Source organism: Haematobacter sp. (assembly GCF_032102465.1).
Lineage (GTDB): Bacteria > Pseudomonadota > Alphaproteobacteria > Rhodobacterales > Rhodobacteraceae > Haematobacter.
Genome location: NZ_DAMDHB010000002.1, coordinates 194,277 through 220,113 on the forward strand (window position 1 = coordinate 194,277; position 25,837 = coordinate 220,113).

A 25,837-nucleotide genomic window follows, 5' to 3' on the forward strand; every position below is an offset into this window, starting at 1 on the left:
GCCGCAGGGCGGTGATTGCCGTTCCGGCAGCCCCGTTCTGCTCCCGTCCGCCAAGACCGTCTGGCCGGAGGGGCCGATGAGCGATGCAATGGAACTGGTGGTCTGTACCACCTGCCGCCTGCAGGGTGCCGACCCGAACGTCGCCCCCGATGCGCCCCGCGATGGCGCGCGCCTGTCCGACGCGCTTGCGCGCGCGGGCATCGACCACCGGCGCCAGCCGTGCCTGTCCGCCTGCTCGCGGGGCTGTGCCGTGGTGCTTCGCGGGCCGGGGCGCTGGACCTATGTGCAGGGCGCACTGAACCCGGACCTCCACCTCGATGACCTGATCGCCATGATCCACGCCTATGCGACCGCGCCCGATGGCGTGGTGCCGTGGCGCGCACGGCCCGAAGTCATCCGCAAGAACACCATCGCCCGCATACCGCCCCTGGAGGATTGAATGTCCATCGAAAAGACCCCCGTCACCATCGTCACCGGATTTCTGGGCGCGGGAAAGACCACGCTGATCCGGCATCTTCTCCAGAACCCCGGCGGACGCAGGCTGGCGGTGCTGGTCAACGAATTCGGCGATGTCGGGGTGGACGGCGACCTGATCCGCGCCTGTGCGGATGCCGATTGCCCGGAGGCGAATATCGTCGAGCTTACCAACGGCTGCATCTGCTGCACCGTCGCCGATGAGTTCATCCCCTCCATCGAGCGGCTGATGGCGCTGGAGCCGCGGCCCGATCATATCGTGATCGAGACCTCCGGCCTTGCCCTGCCGAAGCCGTTGCTGAAGGCGTTTGACTGGCCCGACCTGCGCTCGCGGATCACGATCGACGGCGTGGTGGCCGTGGCGGATGCGGAGGCGGTGGCGAAGGGCCTTTTCGCGCCCGATCCCGCACATCCGGGCGACGCGTCGGAGGTCGATCACGAGACGCCGCTGTCGGAGGTGTTCGAGGATCAGATCGCCTGCGCCGATATCGTGCTGCTGTCGAAGGCCGATCTGGCCGGTGAGGCCGGGTTGGCCGAGGCGCGCAGGGTGATCGGCGCCGAAGCACCCCGCGCGCTGCCCATGATCGCGCTCACCGAAGGCGTGATCGACCCCCGCGTCGTGCTGGGCCTCAACGCCGCGGCAGAGGATGGGCTGGACGCCCGCCCCTCCCACCACGACGGGGAGGAGGAGCATGACCACGATGATTTCGATACCATTGTCCTCGACATGCCGGAGATAGCCGATCCTCAGGTGCTCGCCGAGCGGGTCGCGGCGCTGGCGGGTGAGCAGAGGATCCTCCGCGTGAAGGGCCATGTGGCGGTGACGGACAGGCCCTTCCGCCTTCTGGTTCAGGCCGTCGGCCCGCGCGTCCGCCATCAGTTCGACCGCCTCTGGGGGGAGCAACCGCGGCAGGGGCGGCTCGTCATCATCGCGGAGAAGGGCGATCTTGATGCCGAAGCCGTGCGTGCGGCGCTCCTCTGATGCACGTCCTGTTCCGCGAAAGCCACGGGCTGGAGGAGACGGTCACCCCGCAGGATCTGGGGCAATCGCCCGCGGACCTTGTGGTGTTGTCGTTTTCCGACAGCGATCTGGGGGCTTTCGCGGCGGGCTGGCATCGGGGGCGGGAGGGGTTGCCGTCCTTGCGGCTGGCCAATCTGTCCGCGCTCGCCCATCCGCTGTCCGTGGACACTTATGTTGACCGTACGCTTTCGGGGGCGAAGGGGGTTCTGATCCGGCTCATCGGGGGCGCATCCTGGTGGTCCTACGGCGTGGAGCAGGTTTCGCGACTGGCACGGGAGCGGGACATCGCCCTTGCCATCCTGCCCGCAGACGGATGCCCCGATCCGGCGTTGGACGCCGCCTCCACGCTCCCCGTGGCAACGCTGCGGCGGCTTTCCACCCTCTGCGAAGCAGGGGGAGAGATCGCGGCGCAGGGGGCTCTGGCACAGCTTGCTCTGGCCGCGGGGCTGTATGCCGGACCCGTCCCCGGGCCGAAGACGCTGCCCTCCTTCGGCTTCTGGCATCCCGATACCGGCCCCATGACCGATCCACCCGGCGGCACGCCGCCGCTTGTCGCCATTCCATTCTATCGCGCATGGCTCGCCGCGGCGGATACCGATGGGATCGCCGGTCTGATCCGGGGGTTTGAGCGGGAGGGCTTTCGCGCCGCAGGTCTTTTCCTGCCAAGCCTGAAGGACAGCGCCGCCGCCGCATGGCTTCGTGACATCTTGCCTGCGCTGGCACCTGTGGCGATCGTCAACACCACCGCTTTCTCCGCCCGAAGCGAGGGGGCGTCGCCGCTCGAGGCGGCCCGCGTGCCGGTGTTTCAAGCGATCCACGCCACGTCCGCACGCGCGGCGTGGCAGGCGTCCGGGCGCGGTCTTTCCCCCTCCGATCTGGCGATGCATGTCGCGCTGCCGGAGGTGGACGGGCGGATCGGCGCAGGCGTGATCTCTTTCAAGGAGCCGCGGGCCCGGAATGCGGATCTGCAGTTCACCCAGTCCCGGCATGGGGCGGATCAGCCGGGTATCGCCGCGACGGTCGCCCGTGTGCGCGCCTGGCACCGGCTTGCAACCCTGCCCCCCGCAGAGCGGCGCGTAGCGCTTGTCCTGTCCACCTACCCTGGCAAGGCCCACCGGGCGGCACATGCCGTGGGGCTCGACGTGTTTGCTTCGGCAGAGGCGATGCTTGAGGATTTGCGCCAAGCAGGTCATGTGGCGCCCTCCGGCCCGGCGCTGGAAGCGGCGCTCGACGAAACGGTGCATTGGCCTCTCGCCTCCTACCGCCACACGCTCCAAAGCCTTCCCGAAGCATTGCAGGCGGAGCTGCGCGCGACCCATGGCGATGTCACGGATGCGGGCTTCGCCTTTCACGCCACCCGTCGCGGCAACGTGGTGCTGGCGCTTCAACCGGAGCGCGGCGGCGGAGAGGACCGGGAGGACGCCTATCACGATACGACCCGCGTCCCCTGCCATGCCTACGCCGCCTTCTACCTCTGGCTGCGCGAGCAGGTGGATGCCATCGTGCATATCGGCGCGCATGGCACGCTGGAATGGCTGCCCGGCAAGGCCGCCGCGCTTTCGCCTGTGTGCTGGCCGCAGGCGCTGACCGGCCCGATGCCCGTGATCTATCCGTTCATCGTCAACGATCCGGGAGAGGCCGCACAGGCACGCCGCCGCCTTGGTGCCGTGACGCTCGGCCATCTGCCGCCGCCCCTGGCCGAGAGCGGCCTTTCGCCGGAGCTTCTGCGGATCGAGCGGCTGCTGGATGAGTATTCCACCGCCGACGGGCTGGACCCGCCGCGCCGCGCCCGGCTGATCTCCGCCATCCGGCAGGAGGCTCAGCGGGCGGGCATTGAGGACGACCTTGGCCTTCCGGGGAGCGCATCAGCGGCGGAGGCGATTCCGCGTATCGACCGCTTCGTCTGCGACGTGAAGGAAAGCCAGTTCGGCGAGGGACTGCACATATGGGGTCGCGGCACGCCGCAGGCGGGGGGCGGACTGGCAGGGGATCCCGCCTCCGTCGAGGCGGAGCAACGGGCTCTCCCCGCCGCCCTCTCCGGCAAGCCCATGCCGCCCGGACCGTCCGGCTCACCCTATCGCGGGCGCAGTGACGTTCTGCCGACGGGGCGCAACATGTATGGCACGGACCCGCGCGCCGTTCCCTCGCGCGCGGCTTACGCACAGGGGGTAAAGCTGGCGGAGGAACTGGTCCGGCGTCACCTGCAGGATCGGGGCGACTATCCACGCGGGCTTGTGGTCAATCTCTGGGGTTCGGCGACGATGCGCACGGCGGGAGAGGACTTCGCCATGGCGCTGCATCTCGCGGGTGTGACGCCGGTCTGGGACAAGGCCTCCGATCGGCTGACGGGTTACGAGATCATCCCCCTCGCCCTCATGGATCGCCCGCGGACGGAGGTGACGCTGCGGGTTTCGGGCCTGTTCCGCGATGTCTTCCCCGACCTTGCACGGCTTTTCGAAGCCGCGACCGGGGCGCTCGCCCTCAGGGACGAGGCCGCGGACATGAACCCCTACGTCGCATCCCCCGGTGGCCCGCGGGTCTTCTGCCCGGAGCCGGGCAGCTACGGTCTTGGCATCGCGCTCGGCGGCCTGACGGAGGATCACTGCCGCGCGGCGGGCGAGGCATGGCTCGCGGCCTCCGCCCACGATGCGAGCGGCGCTCCCGCCCGTGCTGCGCTGGAGGAGCGCTTGCGGAGCGCCGACAGCTTCGTCCACACGCAGGACCTCCCCGAGACGGACCTGCTGCTGGCGGAGGACTATGCGGCGCATGAGGCAGGTTTCGCGGCGGCAATGGCCCGGATCGGGGCGCCGGCCCCCGCGCTTTACCACCTTGACGCGACACGACCCGAACGCCCCCGCGCGCGCCCGTTGGCCGAGGAAATCGCCCGGGTGGTCCGGGCACGGGCGGCCCATCCCCTCTGGATACGCGGCATGATGCGGCACGGCTTTCGCGGCGCGGCGGAGATCGCCGCCACGCTCGAACACATGGCCGCCTTTGCCCATCTGGCAGGCGTTGTGCCCCCGCATCTGTTCGACCTTTACCACGCGGCGACGCTGGATGAGCCTGACGTTCGGGACTTCCTCGCCCTTGCCAATCCCGCAGCGCTCGCCGCGATGGAGGGGTGTTTCGCAGCTCTCGCCGAAGCGGGCCTCTGGCAATCCCGCTCCAACAGCCGCGCAGCGGGGCTTGCATGAGGCATAACGTGAAGGGCTGGTGTCCCGGTGCGCTCCGCCCCATGGAAGCCGGGGATGGGCTGATGGTCCGGCTCCGCCCCCGGGCCTCGCGGCTCGGCGCAGGGCAGGCGCTGGCCCTCGCCGATCTGGCGGAGTCGCACGGGTCGGGGGAGATCGACCTTGGCAGCCGGGCGAGCCTTCAGCTCCGTGGCATCCGGCAGGAGGCGCTTCCCGAACTGCGCCAGGCACTGGACACCCTCCGCATGCTGGACGCCGACCCGGCGAGAGAAGCGCGGCGGAACGTCCTGACGACGCCCATCGCGAACGATGCAGAGACCCTCGGACTGAGCGCCGCGCTGGAGGCTGCGCTGGCAGAGGATCTGGCGGAGGAACTGGATCTGCCCGCGAAATTCGGCTTTGCCGTGGATACCGGCGCAAGGGCGATCCTCGGCGGCGCCTCCGCCGATATACGGCTCGAACGCGCTGCGGAGGGGCTGATTGTGCGGGCCGACGGGATGGCGCTTGGCGAACGGGTCAGCGCGGCAACAGCCGTGGGGCGGGCAATGGATATCGCCCGGTGGTTCTGCGCGCATGCCGCTGGCCATCGCCGTATGGCCACTCTCATCGCCGCGGGGGGTGAGCCTCCGCTGAAAGCCGCGTCTCCGCCGCTCCGGGGCGAGCTGCTCCTGCCCGGCAATACGGAATTGGGGAGTTGCGTGGCGCTGCCCTTCGGGCGGTTGACGGCGGCGACGCTCCGCGCGCTAGCCGTGGCACCCCTCCGGCTAACCCCCTGGCGGTCGGTGCTCGTGGAAGCGGCGGTGCCCCCGTCGCCGGACTGGATCATCGACCCGGCCGATCCCCGGCTCCGGGTCAGCGCCTGTCCCGGGCAACCGGCCTGCGGTTCCGCAAGTGTGGTGACACGGGATCTTGCCCTATGGCTGGCCCCGCACCTGCCGGGGTCGGTGTCGCTGCATGTGTCGGGATGCGCAAAAGGCTGCGCCCATCCACGATCCGCAGCCCTCACGCTCACCGGCCGCAGGGGCAGGTTCGACCTGATCCGCCACGGGCGCGCGGGCGACCCTCCCGCCCTGAGGGACCTATCCATCGACGATGTTCATACCCTGCTGAGAGGCCCGCTTGCCCCACCTTTATGAAACAGACGGCGCGGCCATCTATCGCGCCAGCTTTGCCACAATCCGCGCCGAGGCCGATCTTGCCGGCTTCACCTCCGAGGAGGAGACCGTCGCCGTGCGCATGATCCATGCTGCGGGACTGGTGGAACTGGCCACGCATATCCGCTTTTCCCGCGATTTCGCCAGTGTTGCCCGTGCGGCGCTGGAAGCGGGCGCGCCGGTCCTTTGCGACGCGCGCATGGTGGCGGAGGGCATCACCCGCGCGCGCCTGCCCGCCGGGAACGCGGTGATCTGCACCCTTCACGAAAGGGAGGTGCCCGACCTGGCCACCCGGCTGGCCACCACCCGAAGCGCTGCCGCACTCGAGTTGTGGCGTCCGTGGCTGGCGGGGGCCGTCGTGGCGATCGGCAATGCACCGACCGCGCTCTTTCACCTGCTGAACATGCTTGAGGACCCCGCCTGCCCGCGTCCGGCAGCAATCGTCGGCTGCCCCGTAGGCTTCATCGGGGCGGCGGAATCCAAGGCGGCGCTCATCGCGGACAACCCCGCGCCGTGGTGTGCCGTCGAAGGACGGCTCGGCGGTTCCGCCGTCACCGTCGCGGCGGTCAACGCGCTCGCCAGCCGGAGCGAGTGATGGGAAAGGTCATCTGCATCGGCCTTGGCCCCGGAGACCCTGATCTGATAAGCCTGCGCGCGCATCGGCTCCTGACCACTGCCCGGATCGTCGCCTACTTCCGCAAGGCCGGGCGGTCAGGACAGGCGCGCCGCATCGTTGACGGGCTGATCCCCGCGGAGGCCGAGGAATGGCCGATGGAATATCCCGTGACAACGGAGGTTCCCTTCAGCGACCCCGCTTATGGAGCCGCCCTCGCCCCGTTCTACGACACGTGGTCTGCGCGCCTGGCCGAGCAGGCCCGGAAGACCGATGTGATCGTGCTCTGCGAAGGCGACCCCTTTCTTTACGGCAGCTTCATGCACCTGCATTCCCGCTTGCCCACCGGGATGGTGGAGGTTGTCCCCGGTATTCCCGGCATGGCCGGCTGCTGGACCGCAACGGGCCGGCCGATCACCTGGGGCGATGATGTGCTGACCGTGGTTCCCGCCACCTTGCCGGAGGCCGAACTGACCCGTCGTGCAGAAGATACCGATGCCTTGGTCGTCATGAAGATCGGTCGAAATCTTGCCAAGCTGCACCGCGCGCTGGCCATAGCGGGACGGCTCGCGGACGCCTGGCTGGTGGAAAACGGCACGATGCCCACCGAACGGGTCCGCCCGTTGCGGGAGGTGGAGGGGGAGGTTCCCTATTTTGCCATCGCGCTCGTGCATGGTCGGGGGCGGCGGCCATGACCGCTCCGCAGCCCGGCTGGATCACCGTGGCGGGCCTTGGCCCCGGCGCCTCCCGCATGATTACGCCCGAGGTGGAGCAGGCGTTGGCCGAAGCCACCGACGTCATCGGCTATCAGCCCTATGTCGCCCGCATCGCCCCGCGTCAGGGGCTGTCGCGCCATGCCTCCGACAACCGGGAGGAGCTGGACCGCGCCCATCACGCGTTGAGGCTCGCGGCGGAGGGGCGGCGGGTGGTGATCGTCTCCTCCGGCGATCCCGGCGTCTTTGCCATGGCCTCGGCGCTGTTCGAGGCGCTGGAGGGTTTGCCGCAGAGTCTGTCGGAGAGCCCGTCGCAGAGCCTGTCGCGGGCGGAGACGGACATCCGCGTCCTTCCCGGCATCACCGCGATGCTGGCGGCGGCGGCGGCAGCAGGCGCTCCGCTCGGGCACGATTTCTGCGCGATCAACCTTTCCGACAACCTCAAACCGTTTGATCTCGTGCTCAAGCGCGTGCGGCTCGCGGCCGAGGCGGATTTCGCCATGGCGTTCTACAACCCCCGGTCCCGCACGCGACCCGCGCAATTCGGTGCGGTGCTGGCCGCCCTGCGGCAGCTGTGCGAGCCGGAACGGCTGGTGATCTTTGCCCGCGCCGTGTCCACTCCCGATCAGGCGATCCGCACCGTTGCCCTGTCGGAAGCCCTGCCGGAGATGGCGGACATGCGCACCGTGGTCATCGTCGGCTCATCACGGACACGCCGGGTCGGCCCGTTCGTCTATACCCCGAGGTCGGCATGACACCAGCGGAGCACGTCCTCCACTCCCGCTACGCTTTCACCCGCACTGGCGGGCCGCTCGACCATCAGCACGGGCAGGCCCAGCAGGCGTGCCGCATGAAGCTTGGCCGCCGCTCCCTCGCCACCGGCATTCTTGGTGACGATGATTTCCGTGCCGTGTCTCTCCAGAAGCGCCCGCTCCTCCCCGGTATCGAAGGGCCCGCGCCCGATGACGACAGTGCAATCCCGGAAGGGCGGCGGTGTTGCGGGCGGATCGACCAGACGGAGCAGGTAGCGATGCTGCGGAACTCCCGCGAAGGCGTCCAGATGCTGACGCCCGATGGCGAGAAACACCCGCCTCGGCGACCCGGACAGTGCAGCCGCCGCAGCTGCCATATCGGGCAGCGACATCCAGCGATCCCCGGCTCCCGGTCTCCAGGCGGGGCGCTCCAGCCGGAGGAGCGGTGTGCCGGTCCTGTCACAGGCAGCGCGCGCATTGCGGCTGATCCGCGCGGCGAAAGGATGCGTGGCGTCCACGACCCTGCGGATCCGCTCCTGCAGGAGATACTCCGCCAGCCCCTCGGGCCCGCCGAAGCCGCCGATCCGTACGGGAACCGGTTGCGCACGGGGGGCGAGGGTCCGCCCGGCATAGGACAGGATCGCAGGGAGCCGCGCATCGGCCATCGCGGCGGCAAGACGGCTGGCCTCCGTCGTGCCGCCAAGGATCAGGGTCGGACGCATGAATGAGTGGCTTTCGATCATCGGTATCGGCGAAGATGGCCCGGATGGCCTGTCTGCCGCAAGCCTCCGTGCTCTTGCGGCGGCAGAGGTGGTCTTCGGCGGTTCCCGGCATCTGGGCATGATAGACCATCCACAGCGGCGGGCCTGGCCCGTGCCGTTCTCGGTGGAGCCGGTCCTGAGGCTGCGGGGAAGAAAGGTCGCGGTGCTCGCGTCCGGCGATCCCTTCTGGCACGGCGCGGGGGGGACGCTGACGGGGCGGCTGGGCAAAGGGGAATGGCGGGCCTTCCCGGCGCCCTCGGCGACCGCTCTCGCCGCGGCGCGTCTCGGCTGGCGGCAGGAGGAAACCTTGCGGCTGGGCCTTCACGCAGCACCGCTGGGGTCTCTCCGCCGCCATCTCGCACCCGGCCTTCGGGCCATTGTGACGCTTCGGGACGGCGGAGCGGCTGGCGAACTTGCCGAATGGCTCACCGGCGAGGGCTTCGGCGCCACGCGGCTTACCCTCATGGAACGGCTGGGCGGCGGCTCGGAACGGATCCGGGGGACCACGGCGGCGGAGTTTGCGTTGACCGATGTCGATCCGCTGGTGATCGCCGCGCTCGAAATCGCCGGTGAGGGCCCGGTGATCCCGCGGTGTTCCGGGGTGCAGGACGGCCTGTTCGCGCATGACGGGCAGATCACCAAGCGGCCCCTCCGGGCGCTGGCGCTCTCCGCTCTCGCACCGCGTCGCGGGGAACTGCTGTGGGATATCGGCGCTGGCTCCGGGTCCGTCGGCATCGAATGGATGCTCTGCGATCCCACCGCCCGTTGCATTGCCATCGAGCGGGATCCCGCCCGCGCGCTCCGCTGCCAGAGCAACGCCGCCAGTCTCGGCGTGGCGCTGGAGGTGCGGGAGGGCGCGGCACAGGACGTGATTGCAACGCTGGGTGATCCGCACGCGGTCTTTGTCGGCGGCGGCGCCGATGACGCCCTGCTCCACGCGCTCTGGGAACGGCTCGCGCCCGGCGTGCGCCTTGTGATCCATGCCGTCACGCTGGAGACGGAGGCGCTGCTTGCCAGCTGGCATGGTGTTCACGGCGGCAGCCTCCTGCGCATCGAACTTTCGGAGGCCCGTCCGCTGGGGCGGAAACGGGGCTGGAAGGCCAGCTACCCGGTGGTTCAGTGGAGTGTCACCCGATGATCGCCGGTATCGGATTCCGCGGGGCGGCGACGATGGCCTCGGTGCTCGACGCACTGGAACGGGCGGGCGCGAAAGGCTGCCGTCGCCTCGCGCTCCCGCAGGACAAGCTGCGCCAACCCGCGGCACTCGCCCTTTGCGAGGCAGGCTACCTGCTGATCCCGATAGCGCGTCACGCCATGTCGGCCCAATCGACGTTGAGCGATGGCTCCGCCTCCCGCTCGGCCCATGGCACCGGCTCCGTGGCGGAGGCCTGCGCCCTCGCGGCGGCCGGAGCGGGCGCGCGGCTGGCAGGCCCCAGAGCCATATCCGGCGACCGGATGGCGGCAGCCGCCCTCGCCGTAACAGGAGATATTCCATGACCGTCCACTTCATCGGCGCCGGTCCCGGCGCACCCGACCTGCTGACCCTCCGGGGCCGTGATCTGATCGCGGCATGCCCTGTCTGCCTCTATGCCGGATCGCTGATACCGGAGGCGGTGCTGGCTCACTGCCCTCCCGGCGCCCGGCGGGTGAACACCGCGTCCCTCGATCTCGACGCCATCGTGGCGGAAATCGCGGCGGCTCACGGCGCGGGTCAGGACGTGGCGCGACTGCATTCCGGCGATCTCTCCGTCTGGTCGGCGATGGGGGAGCAGATCCGGCGACTCCGCGCGCTGGACATCCCCTATACGGTAACCCCCGGTGTGCCGTCCTTTGCCGCTGCCGCCGCAAGCCTGGGCGTGGAACTGACGCTTCCCGGCGTTGCCCAGAGCGTGGTGTTGACACGGACGGGCGCGCGCGCCTCGCCCCTTCCGGACGGGGAGCGGCTGGCGACCTTTGCCGCGACCGGAGCCACGCTGGCCCTTCATCTGTCCATTCACCGGCTGGCCGAAATCGCGGCTGAGCTCGGACACCATTACGGGCCGGAGTGCCCGGTGGCGGTGGTCTGGCGGGCAAGCTGGCCGGAGGAGCGGGTGGTGCGCGGCACCCTCGCCTCCATCACCGCCCTTGTGGGCGAGACGATGGAGCGCACGGCGCTTATCCTTGTCGGCCCTGCGCTCGCACAAGAAGGATTCGAGGAAAGCCGCCTCTATGCCGCTGATTACGACCGCCGCTTTCGCGCAGGCCGGCTGGAGGCCGTGAAACCGTGACGCGCGGCCTCCTTGTCTCCGCCCCCCGGTCAGGCTCCGGGAAGACGACCGTAATGCTCGGCCTGCTCCGCTGTCTGGCGGAGGACGGCATCGCGGTGCAGCCCTACAAATGCGGGCCGGACTACATTGATCCGGCCTTTCACCGCGCCGCTTCCGGGCGGGAGAGCTTCAATCTGGACAGTTGGGCCATGCCGCCCGGTCTCCTCGGGGCGCAACTGGCACGGGGCGGAGAGCTGGCCCTGGCGGAAGGCTCCATGGGGTTGTTCGACGGGGTGGCGACCGCGGGCGAACAGGGAACCGGGGCCAGTGCCGACATCGCCGCGATGACGGGTTGGCCGGTTGTGCTGGTCCTCGATGTTTCCGGTCAGGCACAGACAGTCGCGGCAGTCGCGGCGGGCTTGGGCGCGCTCCGCACAGGTGTCCGCGTGGCAGGAGTGATCCTCAATCGTGTCGCTTCCCCCCGGCATGAGCGGCTGTGCCGCCTGTCGCTGGAGGAAATCGGCATCCCCTGTTTCGGCGCCCTGCCCCGGCGGGGTGATCTGGCGCTGCCGGAGCGGCATCTGGGGCTTGTTCAAGCGGTGGAGCATCCCGATCTGGAGACAGCCGTCGCCCGATACGCCACTTTCCTGCGCACGCATCTGGACCTCGCCGCGCTGAAGGCCGCCGCCTCCGGCGGGGCGATGGCGATCGAGGCAGAGCACCTGCCACCGCCTGCACAGCGGATTGCCCTGGCGCGGGACGCGGCCTTTTCCTTTGCCTACCCCCATCTTCTGGACGGCTGGCATCGGCGGGGTGCGGAAATCCTGCCGTTTTCCCCGCTTGCCGATGAGGCGCCCCCCGATGCGGGGGTTTGCTGGCTGCCCGGCGGCTATCCCGAACTTCACGCGGGCCGGATCGCGGCGGCGGAAAGGTTCCTGTCGGGTCTGCGTCGGTTCGCAGCGACGCGGCCCGTGCACGGGGAGTGCGGCGGCTACATGGTGCTGGGCGAGGCGCTGGTTGACGCGCAGGGCACCTCGCACCGGATGGCGGGGCTGCTTGGCCTTGTCACCAGCTACGCCACCCGACGCATGCATCTCGGCTACCGGATGGCGGAGTTGCGGGTGCCACTCCCCGGTTTCCCGGCGGGAACGCGGCTCAGGGGGCACGAATTCCACTATTCCACAATCCTGTCGCAGCCAGACGCGCCGCTGGCCCGCGTCGAGGACGCCGACGGCGCGCCCGTTGCGGAGACGGGCTCCCATCGCGGAACCGTCAGCGGCACGTTCTTTCACCTGATCGCGAGGGCCTCATGACCGGCTTCGTCAGTTTCGTCTCCTCCGGTCCGGGCGACCCCGAGCTGTTGACCGTGAAGGCCGCGGACCGTCTGCGCCGGGCAGAGGTCGTGCTCTACGACGACCTTTCCGCCGGTCCGATCCTCGACATGACGCCCCCCGGCGCGGAGTTGATTTCCGTCGGCAAGCGGGCGGGCCGCGCCTCACCCCGGCAGGCCCATGTGAGCAGGCTGCTGGTCGATCACGCCCGGACCGGTGCCCGGGTCGTCCGGTTGAAATCCGGCGATGCCGGCGTATTCGGGCGGCTTGAGGAGGAGATCGCCACCCTCCGCCAGGCGGATATCCCGTTCGAGGTCATCCCCGGCGTGCCGTCGCCCTGCGCCGCCGCCGCCGCTGCTGGCATTCCGCTGACCCGGCGCGGTGTCGCGCGGCGGGTGCAGTTCGTTACCGGCCATGACGTGACCGGCGCGCTGCCGGAAGAACTGAACTGGTCCGCCCTTGCGGATCCGGGCGCAGTCACGGCGGTTTTCATGGCGCGGGCGACCTTCCCCGAGCTTGCCCAGCGGCTGATCGCGGCGGGCCTGCCGGAGGACACCCCCGCGCTCATGGCCGAAGGCGTATCGACCCCGCGCCAATCCCTCCACCGTGACACGGTGGGCGGTCTCGCCGGGCGGCTGGCCGTCGCGCAACGGGAGGAGGCGCCAACGCTGATCCTCTACGGTGCGCTCGCCGAGTGACGGCACAGAAGATAGGTATCCATGATCCAGCCATGTTTTGCCCGCGCCGCAGCCCGCGCCGCCGCGATACGCGGGCCAGCCTCTGCCAGCGGGCCGTGATCGACGATCTGGTTTGCCATGCCGAGAAACGCCCCCCACCAGATCGTCACGCCCCGCGGGTCGAGCGTCCGAAAGGCGCAGTCCCCGTCCAGCATCACCAGAAGCGTCTCCACCCCCTCCGGCCAACCCTCCTCCCGGAGCCTCCGTCCTGTGGTGACGAGGAATGGCTCCCCCACCGCATTCAGGGGAATGGCATGCGCGGCGGTCAGGGCCTGCGGCGCCATGATGCCCGGAATGACCGTGATGCGCGCCGGTCGCCCGAGCCTGCCCGCGATGCGGAGCGTGCTGTCGTAGAGCGCGGGATCGCCCCAGACCATAAGCGCGACCACACGCGTGTCGGGATATGCGGACAACGCGGCCTGCCAGGCGCGCGCAATCGCATCGTGCCAGTCGTCAACGCGCGCGAGATAGTCATGGATCGACGCATCGCGGACGGGCATGTCGAACTCGACCATCCGCGTCGCTGGGTTGCTGACCACATCCGCGAAGAGGCTCCGGCGGAGCGCGGCCAGATCGCCCTTTTCCGCCCCCTTGCGGGGAAGGAGCACGACATCCGCCCGGTTCAGCGCCCGGATCGCCTGAAGCGTCATATGCTCGGGATTTCCCGTGCCAATGCCGATCAGAATGACTTCCAACGGATCAGGCATCCGGCCGCGCGTCCAGAATCTGCCGGAACCGCTCCGACGCCCGTTTGGGCAGGTCGGGCGGCAGGTCGGCTTCTGCAGGCTCACCCACGTCGATCAGCATCACCATGCCCATCGCGTAATGGGGCGAGCACTTGATGCCGTAGGAACCGGGGACAGAGAGCGTGACAGCAAAGTCCTCGTTGATCCTCGATTTGAATGGGTCGGCGCCCGCGGGGATCATCCCGTCGATGGTCGCGGCATTGTGGCCGGGCTGGGTGGACAGGAAGCGCACCGTATCCCCCGGCGCGATGCGGAGGTAGGAGGGTTCGTAGATCATCGCCCCGTTCTCGCTCCGATTGTACATCTTCACGTCATGGGTCTCGGCAAGGACCGGACCCGCCATCAGCGCCAGCATCAGGGCGGCATGTTTCACGTATCGCATCGTCACTCCTCAAGGCAGCAGAAACGCAGAATGGTCGCCCTGTCGGCGGGATCGGTCAGGCGGCGGGCATCGACGCGGAAGATCTTGGCCAGCCGCGCGGGTGTCAGCACCTCCTCCGGTGGGCCACAGGCGGCAAGTCTGCCGCCGTCCATCACCGCGATCCGGTCGCAACCCATGGCTTGATTGAGGTCGTGGAGCGCCACGATCACCGTCACGGGAAGCTGTCCCACCAGCCGGAGAAGGCCGAGTTGGTGGTGGATATCAAGATGATTGGTCGGCTCGTCCAGAAGCAGCAGCCGCGGACGCTGTGCGAGCGCGCGGGCGATATGGATACGCTGGCGCTCCCCGCCGGACAGGGTTGACCAGAGCGCCGCCGCCATATGACGCATTTCCACCGCTGCCAGCGCGTCCTCCACAATGGCGTCATCCCCTTCCCCAAAGGGCCGGAGCGCGGAGAGCCATGGCGTTCGGCCCAGTTCGACCACATCCCGCGCCGTCAGCGCTTCCACTGTGTCGGCCTGCTGCTCGACAAAGGCGATACGGCGGGCAGCCTCCCGCCGGTGGAGCCGGGACAGCGGAGCGCCATCCAGCCACACCTCCCCCTCACCTCGCGGAACCAGCCCGGCGATAAGGCGGAGGAGCGTGGATTTCCCCGATCCGTTCGGCCCTATCAGTCCCAGCGTCTCACCCGATGCCACGTCGAGGCTCACACGCTCCACCAGCGACCGGGCCTGCACGCGCCAGCCGAGGTCTTTGACCAGAACCCTCATGAGCGTCTCCGGTTGCGGATCAGGATGAGCGCAAAGCCCGGCGCCCCAACCAGAGCGGTAACCACGCCTATGGGCACGACCTGCCCGGGAATGAGCATGCGGGATACGATATCGGCCGCAATCAGGAACACCGCCCCCGTCAACGCGGAAAGCGGCACCAACGCCCCGTGCCGCGGCCCCGCCACGAACCGGACAGCATGGGGAATGACCAGACCGACGAAACCGATGGAGCCGACGAGGCTCACCATGACGGCGGTCATCAGCGTCGTCGCGCCGATCAGCAGCAGGTGAACCCGCCGGACCGAAATCCCCAGCGAAGCCGCGGAACGCGCGCCGAAGGAGAATGCGTCCATCGCGCGGACATGCCCGATGCAGACGATCAGCCCGAGCAGCACGGCCGGAACCGCCAGCGCCACATCGGGCCAACGCACCCCGGACAGGTTGCCCAGCAGCCAGAACATGATCCCGCGCGCCTGCTCCGCATTTGCCGATTTGGCGATGAAGAAGCTCGTCAGCGCGTTGAAAAGCTGTGATCCGGCGATCCCGGCAAGCACAAGCTGCGCGGGTCCGCCGCCCGCCGCACGAGCAAGCGCCGCCACCAGCAGAAACGCCAGCGCTGCCCCGCCAAAGGCCCCCGCCGACAATCCGATCGCGCCGCCGCCAAGCCCGAGGATGGTCACCGCGACCGCCCCCGTCGATGCCCCGGCGGACACGCCCAGCAGATACGGGTCGGCCAGCGCATTGCGTATCAGGGCCTGAAGCACGACACCGGAGAGCGCCAGCCCCGCCCCACAGGCCGCGGCGACCAGTGTCCGCGGCAGCCGGTAGTTCCAGATGATTGCCGCATCTATCGCATCGACAGGCTGCGCCGCCCCCAGCAACCGGTTCGCAAGGACCGCTGCAACCGTTTCCACGGGCAGCGGCATCTCACCGATGACGACCCCGGCAAGGATCGCCAGCACAAGGACACCAACCCCAAGCGCGGCAATCCAGACCGGGGCGGCAAAGCGCGCGCGCAGATTGATGTCAGCGATCATTTCAGACCAAAGGAGGGCAGCGCATCGGCAAGCGTTTCAAGCGCGCTTACATTACGGATGGAGGGATCCATGGAATGCGCATCCAGCACGACGATCCGGTTTTCCTTCACCGCGTCCATCTGGCTGGCGACCGGGTCCGACTTCAGGAAGGCGAGCTTCTTTTCATAGTCATCCGCCTCGAACCGGCGACGGTCCATCCGGGCAATCACGATGACGCTCGGGTTGGCGCGGGCAATGGTTTCCCAGCTCACCACCGGCCATTCCTCGTCGCTTGCGATGACGTTCCTGAGGCCCAGCTTTTCCATCATATAGGCGGGCGGACCCTTGCGACCGGCGACGTAGGGATCGACGTCCATCTCCGCAGAGGAGAACCAGAACACGGCAGAGGCGTCCTTCAACGCCAGCGCCTGTGCCTTTTCTGTGGCAGCCTCCTCCCGTGCACGGAGATCGGCCACCAGCGCATCGCCCCGCTCTGGCACGTTGAAGATGCGGGAGAGTTCCCGCACCCCTGCATGGATGCTTTCCATCTCGAACATCGCGGATCGCGTGCCGTCCGAGCCGACGGCATTGTCCTTCTTCCAGCAGTCGGCCGGAAGGATATAGGTGGGGATCCCGACATCGCGGAACTGCTCGCGCGTGGCCACGATGCCATGCGGCCCGACGTGCCACTCATACTGAACCACCACCAGTCCGGGGCGCTTTCCCACAACGGCCTCGAAGCTCGGATCATTGTCCGCCAGCCGCTCCACCCCGGCGTTCAGGTCTTTGAACTCAGGCAGCACATCGGTGAACCATACGGCGGTGCCCGCCACCTTGTCGCCCAGCCCCAGCGCGTACAGCACTTCGGTCGCCGCTTGCCCGACTGTCACCGCGCTGGCGGGAGCGGCGTCGAAGGTCAGGTCCATACCGCAATTCGTCAGGTGAAGCGGATAGGGGCTTTCCGCCAGCGCGGGGGATGCCAGGGCCGCTGCGCCCAGCAGGGCGGCCAGAATGTTTCGCGCGATCATGCGAGCTCTCCGATCAGGGTGATGGTCCCGGCGGATGCGGAGAGGAACGGCCATGGGCCGTTGTGCAGATGTGGCTGATCGGGCGCAGCTGGGCACCCGCTGGACAGACGTCATATGGCACCTCCCCGGACACCCCGTCCGGGCCGTGTTGCGTTCAGACGTCGGCAGGTCTCCTGACTGGTGGGTCAACGGAAACTGCGGCCTTCCCATGGTCTGCACCACAGTGGCATGTTCACAGTGTTCCTCGCCGCCTACAGTTGCGGGGGCAGTTCCGGTTCGCCAGACGGGCTGGCGGCGGATTCCCTTTCAATTCCTCTCGGAAACCGACAGCCGACCCGTAACCCATTGCAGCCCGCCCGGCAAGCCGGGGCATGGGGCCAATGGCGGGCGGTCACCGGATAGCGCCCAGGGTTCTGACAGGCGGCTGAAAAAGGCTTTTGGCCTGTGTTGGAGCGGAAATCGTTCGCCATCTGACGAAATCCAGCCGGAAACCTATATATTTCCGTACGTTTCCGGGCCGATTTGCGATCTCCGGCGCATGGGCATGACACTTCAGGGCTTTTTCAGCAGCCTGCTAACCGACCGGAAGGGCGGGAGGAGACGGCTACCGCGGGCTCCCCCATCGCGCTATTGCTGACCCATGGATATCGCCCAGTTGCGCACCGTGCTGCATGTCGCCGAACTCGGAAGCCTGTCGCGGGCGGCCGAGCGGCTGCATATCGCGCAGCCCGCGCTCAGCCGGCAGGTCCGGTTGCTGGAGCAGGAACTCGGCACCCGGCTGTTCAGCCGTCACGGACGGGGCATGCAGCTGACCGAAGCGGGGCAGGAACTGCTCCTCCACGCGCGGCAGATCATGCGGGAACTGGAGGCGATCCGCAGCCTGCCCTTTGGCGGAGACGATGTACCCCTGCGCGGCGAAGCCTCCATCGGCATGCCGCCGACCGTGGCCGCAATCCTTGCCATTCCGCTGGCCCGCGCGTTTCGCCGCGCTCACCCGGAGGCACGGCTTCGGATCGTCAGCGCCTATTCGGCGTTCCTGATGGACTGGCTGCGACGCGGAGACCTGGACATCGCCATCCTTTACGAAACGCAACCGCTGCGATGGCTCCGCGCCTCCCCGTTGCTGGAGGAGGAGCTGTTTCTTGTGGGGCCTGCCGACAGCGGGCTTGACCAGTCGGTCCCGGTGGCAGCGCGGCGGCTGGCGGACCTGCCGATGATCCTTTCCGGCAGCCGGCACGGAATGCGGGAGACGGTAGAGAGACTCGTCCAGACGGCGGGGGTCACCGCAAATGTCGTGTTGGAAGCGGACAGTCTTTCGGTTCTGAAGGATATGGTGTTAAACGGGCTTGGCTACACCGTGCTTCCCGCGTCGCCCATTCGGGAGGACATCGGGCGGGGCAGCCTTCGCATCGCGCCCCTGGTCGATCCGCGGGCCGGCTGGCAGCTCATGCTGACCGTGCCGGTGGACCGCCACCCCTCCCGCCTGCTGGGCTATCTCGAACGGACCGTGGTGAGCGAAACAGCCGCCCTTGTGCAATCCGGGACATGGGAAGGACGCCTGCCGGACAGCGGCTAGGGAGACAGCACCGCCGCTGCCGCCCGCCGTTCGATCCCCTGTCTGTAGAGCGCCGCCCTTGCCGCAGCGGCGCGCGCGCGAAGGACCGCCTGTTCCGGAGCAACATATTGAAATTTCACTTCATCATGGGGGCGCAACTGAACGAAAGCGTCAAGGTCGCAGTCCAGCACCGTGGCGATCTTCGGATACCCGCCCGTTGTCTGATGGTCCGCAAGCAGAACGGTGGGCACCCCGTCGCCCGCAACCTGCACGGCCCCGCGTGTGATCGGTTCGGAAGGCATGTCGAGCGCGGCAGAGGGCGCGATCGCCGGACCGGAAAGCCGCACGCCCATCCGATCCCAGGCGTCCGTCATCCGCCATGAGATCGAAAGGAATGTCTCCAGCGCCCCGGCTGAAAAGAACCTGTCCTGAGGGCCGAGGGTCACATGCACGCACCGACGCGGACGGGCGAAGACCGGGCAAGGGATGTCGCCCGCCGTGGCCCCCCGGGCCTCCGCGATCTCCAGCCTCTGTCCTGCCTGGAGCCTGCCACCGCCGAAGCCCGACAGCGCATGGGTGGCATGGCTCCCCAGCCAGATGGGCGTGAGCAGATTTCCGGCGAGCGCGAGGTAGCACCAGCTTCCCCATTGTCCCGGCCGCATGACCAGCACCTCGCCCGCGCGAAGGGTGGCGACGGTCCATGAGCCACGACGTCGCCCGGCATGGTCGATGCGGAAGCCACCGCCCGCCACGGCAAAGCCGACCTCTCCCGAAAGGCATTCGAGCGTCAGCCCCCCAAGCGACACCTCAATACCCGGCGCATCCGGCGGATTGCCAAGCGCGATATTCGCCGCGGCAAAAGCCATACGGTCCATCGGGCCGGATTGGGGAACACCGAACCGCATCAGACCCGGCCGCCCGCCATCCTGAACCGAGACATGCGGGCCAGCGGAGATGACCGACAGCAGGGCTCCGGTCATTTCATATCCTCGTATTCCGACCGACTCGCGCGCCGAAAGCGCACTCTGTCACCGACGTCGAAAAGAAACGGCGCGGCAGGATCACCCGTCAGGATCGCCGTGGGTGATCGCCCGATGATCCACCACCCCGTCGGCGTGGTGAGCGTGGTGACAAGGCACTGCGGCCCCGCGATCACGACGCTCCCCGCGGCAATACCCCGGACAGCGGCCGGTTTCCGCGGCATGCGCAGCGCCTCCGGCACGCCCGCGAGATAGGCATAGCCCGGCGCGAAGCCATACATGAAGACACGATACTCGCCTGCCAGGTGCGCGGCGATCACCTGCTCCCGCGTCATCCCGCCGTGGCGGGCTACCGCCGCCAAATCCGGGGCAAAATCCTCGTCATAGCAGATCGCCACCTCCCGCAATGCCGAGGGCGCCAGCGGGCTGGCCGGGGCGTGCAGCAGCGCCTCCGCCGTGCGGCGGACGATGCCGTGATCGGTCAGGAGCGGATCGAAGCGGATCAGGAGAGCGGCGTAGGCGGGCACGGCCTCCCGGAAGCCGGCAAAGGGCGATGCGTTGAGCGACCTGTCCAGCGCAAGAACGCGGGCATGGATGTCCGCGGAAATCTCATCGCCGAACTCGACCAGCAGACCCTGCTCTCCGACCGGGCGGAAAACCGGCGTCCTCACGGCGCGAAGGGCGCGACGGTGACACCCGCCCTCTCCAGCCTGCTGCGGACCTGCTGCGCCATGCCCACCGCGCCCGGACTATCGCCATGCACGCAGATGGACTGTGCGGAGAGCGGGATCGGATCGCCGCCGAGCACCGGCATCCGGCCGCTGTCCAGAAACCGGATGAGCCGCTCCGCCGCTTCGTCTGCGTCGTGCAGCATGGCACCCTCCCGCGTGCGCGGCACAAGCCGCCCATTCGGGAGATAGGCCCGATCAGCGAATATCTCCGAGTAAACAGGCAGACCGGCCGCCCGCGCCGCCTGCTCCAGCACCGTGCCCGAGATCGCCAGTATCGCCAGCCTTCCCGGCAATGCGGCGACCGCGCCGACGATGGCTTCCGCCACGTCGCGATCATCGGCAGCCAGATTTCCGAGCGCCCCGTGCGGCTTGACGTAGCGCACCTGCGCCCCGGCGAGCGCTGCAATGCCCGTCAGCGCCCCAACTTGCGCCACCACGAGCCGCCCGATCTCCGCCGCGGGCATCGGGATCACCCGGCGTCCGAAGCCCTCCCGGTCCGCGAAACCCGGATGGGCACCCACGCTCACGCCACGGGCCGAAGCGGCGCGAAGTGTGTCGAACATCGTCTCCGGGTCGCCGGCATGGCCCCCGCAGGCGACATTCGCCGAAGTAACGAGATCGAGCATCGCCATGTCGTCGCCCATCACCCAAGGGCCGAAGCTTTCGCCCAGATCGGCGTTCAGATCGACCTTCATGGCGCGCGCCGCAGGGGTTCAACAGGCTGCTGAAACGGCGGGCATCGGCCCGGACTTACGTTGAACGTCAGGTAATTGGTCTGGTCACAATCCAAAACTCGCCGTTTCCGGGGCGATTTCCAACAATGGGGGGAGGATCTCCACCTCAGAGCAACCCCGGAATGGTTTTTCGGCGGTCCGCTGAAAAAGACCATCGCTCACTCCCGCACGGGAACGGTGTAGTTGAGTATCCGCCGCCCCCCGTCGGGGTAGATCGTCTCCCCCGTGATGTAGGACGCGTCGGAGGAGGCGAGGAATGCCACCACACCGGCAACTTCCTCCGGTTCCCCCAGCCGCCCCATGGGTGTGCGGGCGAGGATCGCATCCATCCCCGCGCGCTCGGTAAAGGCACCCTTGATGATCTCCGTCGCGATGGTGCCGGGGCCTACGCCGCAGACGCGGATACCATGGGGCGCCAGCGCCACGGCGGCGGTGGAGGTGACCTGATTCATGCCGCCCTTGGAAATCGCATAGGGCGCGACCGAGGGATTGGCGAGACCGGAGTTGATGGAGGACATGTTGATGATGACGCCCCCCCGCCCGGCCGCGATCATGGCCCGCGCTGCGGCCTGGGTGCCCAGAAAGGCCCCCTTCAGGTTCACGGCAAGCGTCCGGTCATACTGCTCTTCGGTGAAATCCAGAAAATCGGCGACAGGACAGACCCCGGCGTTGTTGACCATCACATCCACGCGTCCCAGATGCGCGACAGCCGTCGCGATCAGTGCATCCACATCGGCCTTGCGCGACACGTCCGTGGTGACGGGGAGCACCGTCTCCGCCGTGCCGATTTCCCCAGCCGTGCGTGCCAGCCTGGAGGCATCCACATCGCCGATCACAACCTTCGCGCCTTCCGAAAGGAAGCGTTCCGCGCAGGCCCGCCCGATGCCCTGCGCACCCCCCGTGATGACAACAACCCTGTCAGCAAACCTCATCGTCCATCCTCTCAATAAACCACGGTTTCATGGAGCGGCTCCCCGGCACGGATCCGTCCATAGCCCAGCGGGGACAGATCGAGACTGCGGTAACCGCCCTGTATCACCAGCTCCGCGACGGCACGCCCCGCCGCCGGAGAATGCATCACCCCATGGCCGGAAAAGCCGGTGAGGAATATCAGGTTGCCGATCTCATCATGCGCGCCGACGATCCCGTTGTGATCAAGTGAATTGACCTCATAATGGCCCGCCCACGACCGCTCCAGCCGCAGTTGCTCCATCGCAGGGATACGGGCAGCGAGTGCGGGCCAGAACGGGTCTTCCAGCAGGTCATGATGCGGCTCGTAATCGCCTGTCGCGTCCGGGTCTTGGTCCGGCGGGGGTTGAATGCCGCCGATGAAGCCCGTGCCTTCGGGCCTGACCCAGATGCCGGACCTGTCGAACAGCATGGGAAAGCCCGTCGGCGCTACGGGCGCGCGGAAGTTGAACACCGACCGTTTGCGCGGGCTTACAGGAAGCGCGATCCCCGCCAGTGCCGCAAGCGCGCCCGAGGCGGCCCCCGCAGCGAGCACGCAAATGTCGCAGGCGAGGCGTGAGCCATCGCTCAGGAGGACCGCATCCACCCGCTCACCAATATCAAAGCCCCGGACGCTCGCCTTTTCATATATCACACCGCGATCACGGGCCGCGCGGCGCATCAGCGCCAGCAGCGACCAGGCGTCAAACCACCCTTCACCCGTGCGCCCGAAAGTGCCGACCCCAACCCCTTCCAGAGCGAGGAACGGAAATCGCGCGGCGATCTCATCGGGCAGGAGCACTGCGACATCCGCCCCTTGGGTCTGCTGCATGGAGGCGCCTCTGCGACGCGCGTCCACATCCCCCGGTCCGCCGAGGATGAGGTAACCGTTCTCGACATAGCCGATGTCTGCCTCCGGCCCGAAAATGGTGCGAATCCCACGAAAGAACTCCACTCCGAACAAGCTCATCCGCACGTTGAGCGGCGTGCCGAACTGCGTGCGGATGGAAGCAGCCGACCGCGCTGTCGAGCTGAACTGATAGGTGGGGTCGGGTTCGACGACGGTGATCGGCCCGGTGAACCCCTCCCGGCGCAGGAACCAGGCCGCCGTGCTGCCCATGATCCCGCCGCCGATGATCACCACCCCGCTCATATGGCGTGGAACCGGGCGGACATCTCTCCGAAAGCGTCTGTGACGAAGCGCGGCATGGGGGACCTCGTGTGCCGATCTGTCCCTTCTGACTATACCACGGCTTCCGCCCTGTCTCCGACCGGTTGGTTCGATCAGATATAACGGAAATGTATATCTTGCACCGCAGAGAAACGGAAACAGAGCGTATATTTGATAGCTATGCCGAAATCATCGCCTTTCCGATCATCTGAAGGCCCAGGATGGCGAGAACGATCAGAAACCCGCGCCGGAACGCCTTCTGCGAAATCCGCTCACGGAAACGCTGGCCAAGCCACATCCCCGCCAAGGCAGGCACGACCAGAAGACACGAATGTAGCATTCCTGCTGTCTCGAACGCGCCATATCCCGCCAGACCCGCCGCCATGGCGAGGGTTGAAACCGTGAAGGACAGCCCGAGCGCCTGTACCAGCTCATCCTTCCTCAGCCCAAGCGCCTGAAGATAGGGTACGGCAGGGATCACGAAAACGCCGGTCACGCCGGTGATGACACCTGTCACCAGCCCGACCGCCGGCGAAGCTGCCCGTTCCGCCCGCGCGGGAATCGTCCGGGGCGCGGCGAAAAGCGTGAACACCGCATAGCCGAGCAGCGCCACACCCAGCAGCGCCGAGGCGAGGCGCGGGTCGGCCCGGACCATCAGCGGCAGTGCGGCCACGGTGCCGACGGTTATCGCCAGCATCATCGGCCAGAACCGCAGCGCCGTCCGGCGCGGTTGGGGGCCACTGAAGAATTGCAGCACATTCGTTACAAAAGACGGGACGATCAGCAGCCCCGCCGCCGCGACGGGCGGGATGAGAGTGCCCAGAACCCCCATTGCCACCGTGGGAAGGCCCATGCCGGACACTCCTTTCACGAAGCCTGCGGCAAGGAACGTCAGCGCGAAGACGAGCGGAAGGCTGTCCATGCATTACCCCTGCCACGCGAGCGTCGCGACATGACCCGCTTCCGGCTCGTCCACCAGCAGGATCAATCGGTTATGGTGATCGGAGTATTGGGCGGTGATCGCGACTCCGGCCTCCGCCAGTGCCTGTGCGATAGCGCCAAGCTGGCCCGGTTCCCCCTGTTTCAGCCGTCTGATCAGCGGGCGGGAGACGGCTGTCACGGGAATACCGGCTGCCTCCGCAGCGGCTTTCGCGGCCTCTGCATCCGCGAACAGGAAATGCGCCGCCACGCCGCGCCCGTGGCTGAACATGCCGCCTCCTTCAAATGCGATACCGGCGCGCCCCATGGCTTCTCCCAGATCGGCCAGACTGTGTGCATTCAGGTCGAAAGCGACATCAAACATCGGTCGCCTCCGTATGATAGCCGCGGCTGTCAGAAGGTGCGTCGTCGCGTCTGTCCATGCCGTAATCCCGCATCACGCCGGCGATCCGCAAGCGGTAGCCGGAAAACACATGATCGCGCCCCGCCGCCTGCGCCTTCCGATGCTCGGACAGCGTACGCCATTGCGCGACGGCAGCCTCATCCCGCCAGAAGGACAGCGAAAGGAGCTTGTCGGGCGAGGTCAGGCTCTGAAACCGCTCGACGGAGATGAAACCGTCAACCTCCGCCAGCAGCGGCCGCAGACCCGCGGCGAGGTCAAGGTACTCGCGGCGGTTTTCTTCCGCCATCGAAACCTCAAAGATCACGGCGATCATGCGCCTGCCCTGCGGGGCAGGTAGGTCGCCGCAACGCGGCGGGAGCGGTACTGATTGCGGTATCTCATCGTCATGGCCTTTCGTCTTGCCTCGCCCTTCTACCCGATTGGCAGAACAAGATGGTTCGATTATCATCGAACCATGCCAGAAGGCCCAGACATAGCCCGCACCGCCGCATTGGTGGCGGATCCGGCCCGCAGCGCCATGCTGCTCGGGCTTATGGACGGCCGGGCGCTCACCGCGGGGGAGTTGGCGGAGATTGCCGGGGTCAGCAAGCAGACGGCCAGCAGCCACCTTGCGCGGCTTCTGGACGGAGATGTCCTGCTGGTTGAAGCGCAGGGGCGACATCGCTACTTCCGGCTGGCCGGGACACATGTCGCAGCGCTTCTTGAGGCGTTGATGGTTTTTTCCAGCGATGCCGCGCCGCCCATGCGGACCGGTCCGCGGGAACCGGCCCTGAGAAAGGCGCGCGTCTGCTACGACCATCTCGCCGGGGAAATGGGTGTATATCTGTACGACAGGATGCGGACGGAAGGCTGGTTGACCCCCGACCTTTCGGTGACGGAGCGGGGATGGGCGAAACTCGCGGCATTGGGTCTGAGCGAGGGCGCGCTCCCGCAGAGCAACCGCCCCCTGTGCCGGATCTGTCTCGACTGGAGCCAGCGGCGGCACCACCTCGCCGGACGACTTGGCCGCGCGATGCTCGACCGCTTTATCACCCTGTCATGGGCGCGGCGGGCGCCTGCCTCGCGGATCATCAGCTTCAGCCGGGAGGGGGAGCGCGGTTTCATGGACTGGCTGGGCGCTCCGGCTCACCAAGGCAAATGCTGATCGGCACCTCATCCCGGAACTGGACCAGTTTCTGCAAGCCGTGGACGCGGGCGTTGCTGCGCTTGTGCGCGAGGCCTTGAAGGATGAGACCCCGTCGGACACGGCGCTTCAGCTTGTGTTTTCGCTGACGGATTTCCCGGTTTGGGTTTCGATGCAACGAATAGAGTGTGATGAAGCAGAGCGAAGGCGCCTCGTCACAAGGCTCATCCGATGCGCCATCAACCTGGCGCAATAGCCAGCCCCGGTCACGTCCGTCGAGGTTGTGTAATTTCCCGGATGGCCTGAGGTCATGATCAG

At 67.8% G+C, this 25,837-nt stretch carries 29 protein-coding genes and 1 riboswitch; of the genes, 14 read left to right on the plus strand and 15 right to left on the minus strand.

Features of this window, described 5'->3' with window-relative positions:
• The first annotated feature begins 76 nt into the window (after positions 1 to 76).
• The 7 genes from RT513_RS03115 to cobJ are packed head-to-tail and all read left to right on the plus strand — an operon-like array spanning position 77 to position 7,921.
• Positions 77 to 439 (plus strand): DUF1636 domain-containing protein, encoded by a 363-nt coding sequence (locus tag RT513_RS03115; RefSeq protein WP_290689021.1) that lies wholly within the window; start codon positions 77 to 79, stop codon positions 437 to 439.
• Entirely contained in the window at positions 440 to 1,456 is a 1,017-nt protein-coding gene (gene cobW, locus RT513_RS03120) for a cobalamin biosynthesis protein CobW (protein WP_088214654.1), read from the plus strand.
• On the plus strand, positions 1,456 to 4,689 hold the full coding sequence (gene cobN / locus RT513_RS03125) for a cobaltochelatase subunit CobN (protein WP_290689018.1): 3,234 nt from the start codon (positions 1,456 to 1,458) through the stop codon (positions 4,687 to 4,689). The genes cobW and cobN overlap by 1 nt, the downstream gene beginning before the upstream one ends.
• Positions 4,686 to 5,822 carry a cobalamin biosynthesis protein CobG gene (locus RT513_RS03130; protein ID WP_290689016.1) on the plus strand — a complete coding sequence of 379 codons (1,137 nt, stop codon included), beginning with the start codon at positions 4,686 to 4,688 and terminating at the stop codon, positions 5,820 to 5,822. Before cobN ends, RT513_RS03130 begins: the two co-directional genes overlap by 4 nt.
• The gene (locus tag RT513_RS03135) at positions 5,806 to 6,435 is read left to right on the plus strand and encodes a precorrin-8X methylmutase (RefSeq protein WP_290689014.1); all 630 of its coding nucleotides are present in this window, start codon (positions 5,806 to 5,808) and stop codon (positions 6,433 to 6,435) included. The genes RT513_RS03130 and RT513_RS03135 overlap by 17 nt, the downstream gene beginning before the upstream one ends.
• Entirely contained in the window at positions 6,435 to 7,148 is a 714-nt protein-coding gene (cobI, locus tag RT513_RS03140; protein ID WP_290689012.1) for a precorrin-2 C(20)-methyltransferase, read from the plus strand. The genes RT513_RS03135 and cobI overlap by 1 nt, the downstream gene beginning before the upstream one ends.
• Positions 7,145 to 7,921 (plus strand): precorrin-3B C(17)-methyltransferase, encoded by a 777-nt coding sequence (gene cobJ / locus RT513_RS03145; RefSeq protein WP_290689007.1) that lies wholly within the window; start codon positions 7,145 to 7,147, stop codon positions 7,919 to 7,921. Before cobI ends, cobJ begins: the two co-directional genes overlap by 4 nt.
• On the opposite strand, the gene RT513_RS03150 is transcribed toward cobJ, so the two are convergent.
• Positions 7,900 to 8,640, minus strand: a complete 741-nt coding sequence (locus tag RT513_RS03150) for a cobalt-precorrin-6A reductase (RefSeq protein ID WP_290689005.1) — start codon at positions 8,638 to 8,640, stop codon at positions 7,900 to 7,902. The two genes, cobJ and RT513_RS03150, sit on opposite strands and share 22 nt — an antisense overlap.
• Between RT513_RS03150 and cbiE the strand changes: the two genes are divergently transcribed.
• The 5 genes from cbiE to cobA are packed head-to-tail and all read left to right on the plus strand — an operon-like array spanning position 8,639 to position 12,954.
• A complete protein-coding gene (gene cbiE, locus RT513_RS03155) occupies positions 8,639 to 9,817 on the plus strand; it encodes a precorrin-6y C5,15-methyltransferase (decarboxylating) subunit CbiE (protein WP_290689003.1) in 1,179 nt (392 codons plus the stop codon). The two genes, RT513_RS03150 and cbiE, sit on opposite strands and share 2 nt — an antisense overlap.
• Positions 9,814 to 10,176, plus strand: a complete 363-nt coding sequence (locus RT513_RS03160) for a cobalamin biosynthesis protein (RefSeq protein ID WP_290689001.1) — start codon at positions 9,814 to 9,816, stop codon at positions 10,174 to 10,176. Before cbiE ends, RT513_RS03160 begins: the two co-directional genes overlap by 4 nt.
• Complete coding sequence (gene cobM / locus RT513_RS03165; protein WP_290688999.1) at positions 10,173 to 10,946, plus strand: precorrin-4 C(11)-methyltransferase; 774 nt, start codon at positions 10,173 to 10,175, stop codon at positions 10,944 to 10,946. Before RT513_RS03160 ends, cobM begins: the two co-directional genes overlap by 4 nt.
• Entirely contained in the window at positions 10,943 to 12,238 is a 1,296-nt protein-coding gene (locus RT513_RS03170) for a cobyrinate a,c-diamide synthase (protein WP_290688997.1), read from the plus strand. Before cobM ends, RT513_RS03170 begins: the two co-directional genes overlap by 4 nt.
• On the plus strand, positions 12,235 to 12,954 hold the full coding sequence (gene cobA / locus RT513_RS03175; RefSeq protein ID WP_088214643.1) for a uroporphyrinogen-III C-methyltransferase: 720 nt from the start codon (positions 12,235 to 12,237) through the stop codon (positions 12,952 to 12,954). The genes RT513_RS03170 and cobA overlap by 4 nt, the downstream gene beginning before the upstream one ends.
• Here cobA and cobF read toward each other — a convergent pair.
• From cobF to RT513_RS03200, 5 genes are read right to left on the minus strand one after another with little or no spacing between them, the layout of a single operon-like run.
• Entirely contained in the window at positions 12,933 to 13,700 is a 768-nt protein-coding gene (cobF, locus tag RT513_RS03180; protein WP_290688994.1) for a precorrin-6A synthase (deacetylating), read from the minus strand. The two genes, cobA and cobF, sit on opposite strands and share 22 nt — an antisense overlap.
• Positions 13,693 to 14,121, minus strand: coding sequence for a pseudoazurin (locus RT513_RS03185; protein WP_290688992.1), 429 nt, complete (start codon positions 14,119 to 14,121; stop codon positions 13,693 to 13,695). Before RT513_RS03185 ends, cobF begins: the two co-directional genes overlap by 8 nt.
• A 2-nt stretch (positions 14,122 to 14,123) precedes the next feature.
• Positions 14,124 to 14,891 carry an ABC transporter ATP-binding protein gene (locus tag RT513_RS03190; RefSeq protein WP_290688990.1) on the minus strand — a complete coding sequence of 256 codons (768 nt, stop codon included), beginning with the start codon at positions 14,889 to 14,891 and terminating at the stop codon, positions 14,124 to 14,126.
• On the minus strand, positions 14,888 to 15,928 hold the full coding sequence (locus RT513_RS03195) for a FecCD family ABC transporter permease (RefSeq protein WP_290688988.1): 1,041 nt from the start codon (positions 15,926 to 15,928) through the stop codon (positions 14,888 to 14,890). The genes RT513_RS03190 and RT513_RS03195 overlap by 4 nt, the downstream gene beginning before the upstream one ends.
• The gene (locus tag RT513_RS03200; RefSeq protein WP_290688986.1) at positions 15,925 to 16,935 is read right to left on the minus strand and encodes an ABC transporter substrate-binding protein; all 1,011 of its coding nucleotides are present in this window, start codon (positions 16,933 to 16,935) and stop codon (positions 15,925 to 15,927) included. Before RT513_RS03200 ends, RT513_RS03195 begins: the two co-directional genes overlap by 4 nt.
• Before the next feature lie 145 nt (positions 16,936 to 17,080).
• Positions 17,081 to 17,278, minus strand: a riboswitch (cobalamin riboswitch).
• A 297-nt stretch (positions 17,279 to 17,575) separates the two neighbouring features.
• Between RT513_RS03200 and RT513_RS03205 the strand changes: the two genes are divergently transcribed.
• Positions 17,576 to 18,511 carry a LysR family transcriptional regulator gene (locus tag RT513_RS03205; RefSeq protein WP_290688984.1) on the plus strand — a complete coding sequence of 312 codons (936 nt, stop codon included), beginning with the start codon at positions 17,576 to 17,578 and terminating at the stop codon, positions 18,509 to 18,511.
• On the opposite strand, the gene RT513_RS03210 is transcribed toward RT513_RS03205, so the two are convergent.
• From RT513_RS03210 to RT513_RS03245, 8 genes are all read right to left on the minus strand, one after another.
• Positions 18,508 to 19,470 carry a biotin-dependent carboxyltransferase family protein gene (locus RT513_RS03210; RefSeq protein WP_290688982.1) on the minus strand — a complete coding sequence of 321 codons (963 nt, stop codon included), beginning with the start codon at positions 19,468 to 19,470 and terminating at the stop codon, positions 18,508 to 18,510. The two genes, RT513_RS03205 and RT513_RS03210, sit on opposite strands and share 4 nt — an antisense overlap.
• Positions 19,467 to 20,141: an allophanate hydrolase subunit 1 gene (locus tag RT513_RS03215; RefSeq protein WP_290688980.1), complete on the minus strand. Its 675-nt coding sequence runs from the start codon at positions 20,139 to 20,141 to the stop codon at positions 19,467 to 19,469. Before RT513_RS03215 ends, RT513_RS03210 begins: the two co-directional genes overlap by 4 nt.
• Entirely contained in the window at positions 20,138 to 20,896 is a 759-nt protein-coding gene (locus tag RT513_RS03220) for a LamB/YcsF family protein (protein ID WP_290688978.1), read from the minus strand. Before RT513_RS03220 ends, RT513_RS03215 begins: the two co-directional genes overlap by 4 nt.
• Before the next feature lie 197 nt (positions 20,897 to 21,093).
• Positions 21,094 to 21,867, minus strand: coding sequence for an SDR family NAD(P)-dependent oxidoreductase (locus RT513_RS03225; protein ID WP_290688976.1), 774 nt, complete (start codon positions 21,865 to 21,867; stop codon positions 21,094 to 21,096).
• Between the two features lie 11 nt (positions 21,868 to 21,878).
• Positions 21,879 to 23,036 (minus strand): NAD(P)/FAD-dependent oxidoreductase, encoded by a 1,158-nt coding sequence (locus RT513_RS03230; RefSeq protein WP_088214632.1) that lies wholly within the window; start codon positions 23,034 to 23,036, stop codon positions 21,879 to 21,881.
• Positions 23,037 to 23,232: 196 nt separating this feature from the next.
• Positions 23,233 to 23,976, minus strand: a complete 744-nt coding sequence (locus RT513_RS03235; RefSeq protein ID WP_290688974.1) for a sulfite exporter TauE/SafE family protein — start codon at positions 23,974 to 23,976, stop codon at positions 23,233 to 23,235.
• A gap of 3 nt (positions 23,977 to 23,979) precedes the next feature.
• Positions 23,980 to 24,357 (minus strand): amino acid-binding ACT domain-containing protein, encoded by a 378-nt coding sequence (locus RT513_RS03240; protein WP_088214630.1) that lies wholly within the window; start codon positions 24,355 to 24,357, stop codon positions 23,980 to 23,982.
• A complete protein-coding gene (locus tag RT513_RS03245) occupies positions 24,350 to 24,709 on the minus strand; it encodes an antibiotic biosynthesis monooxygenase family protein (protein WP_088214629.1) in 360 nt (119 codons plus the stop codon). Before RT513_RS03245 ends, RT513_RS03240 begins: the two co-directional genes overlap by 8 nt.
• A gap of 141 nt (positions 24,710 to 24,850) precedes the next feature.
• On the opposite strand from RT513_RS03245, the gene RT513_RS03250 reads away from it, so the two are divergent.
• Positions 24,851 to 25,540, plus strand: coding sequence for a helix-turn-helix transcriptional regulator (locus RT513_RS03250; protein WP_290688970.1), 690 nt, complete (start codon positions 24,851 to 24,853; stop codon positions 25,538 to 25,540).
• Here the strand turns inward: RT513_RS03250 and RT513_RS03255 are convergent.
• Positions 25,497 to 25,837: hypothetical protein (locus tag RT513_RS03255; RefSeq protein ID WP_313533556.1), on the minus strand; the 341-nt coding region annotated here is incomplete at its 5' end. The genes RT513_RS03250 and RT513_RS03255 overlap by 44 nt on opposite strands.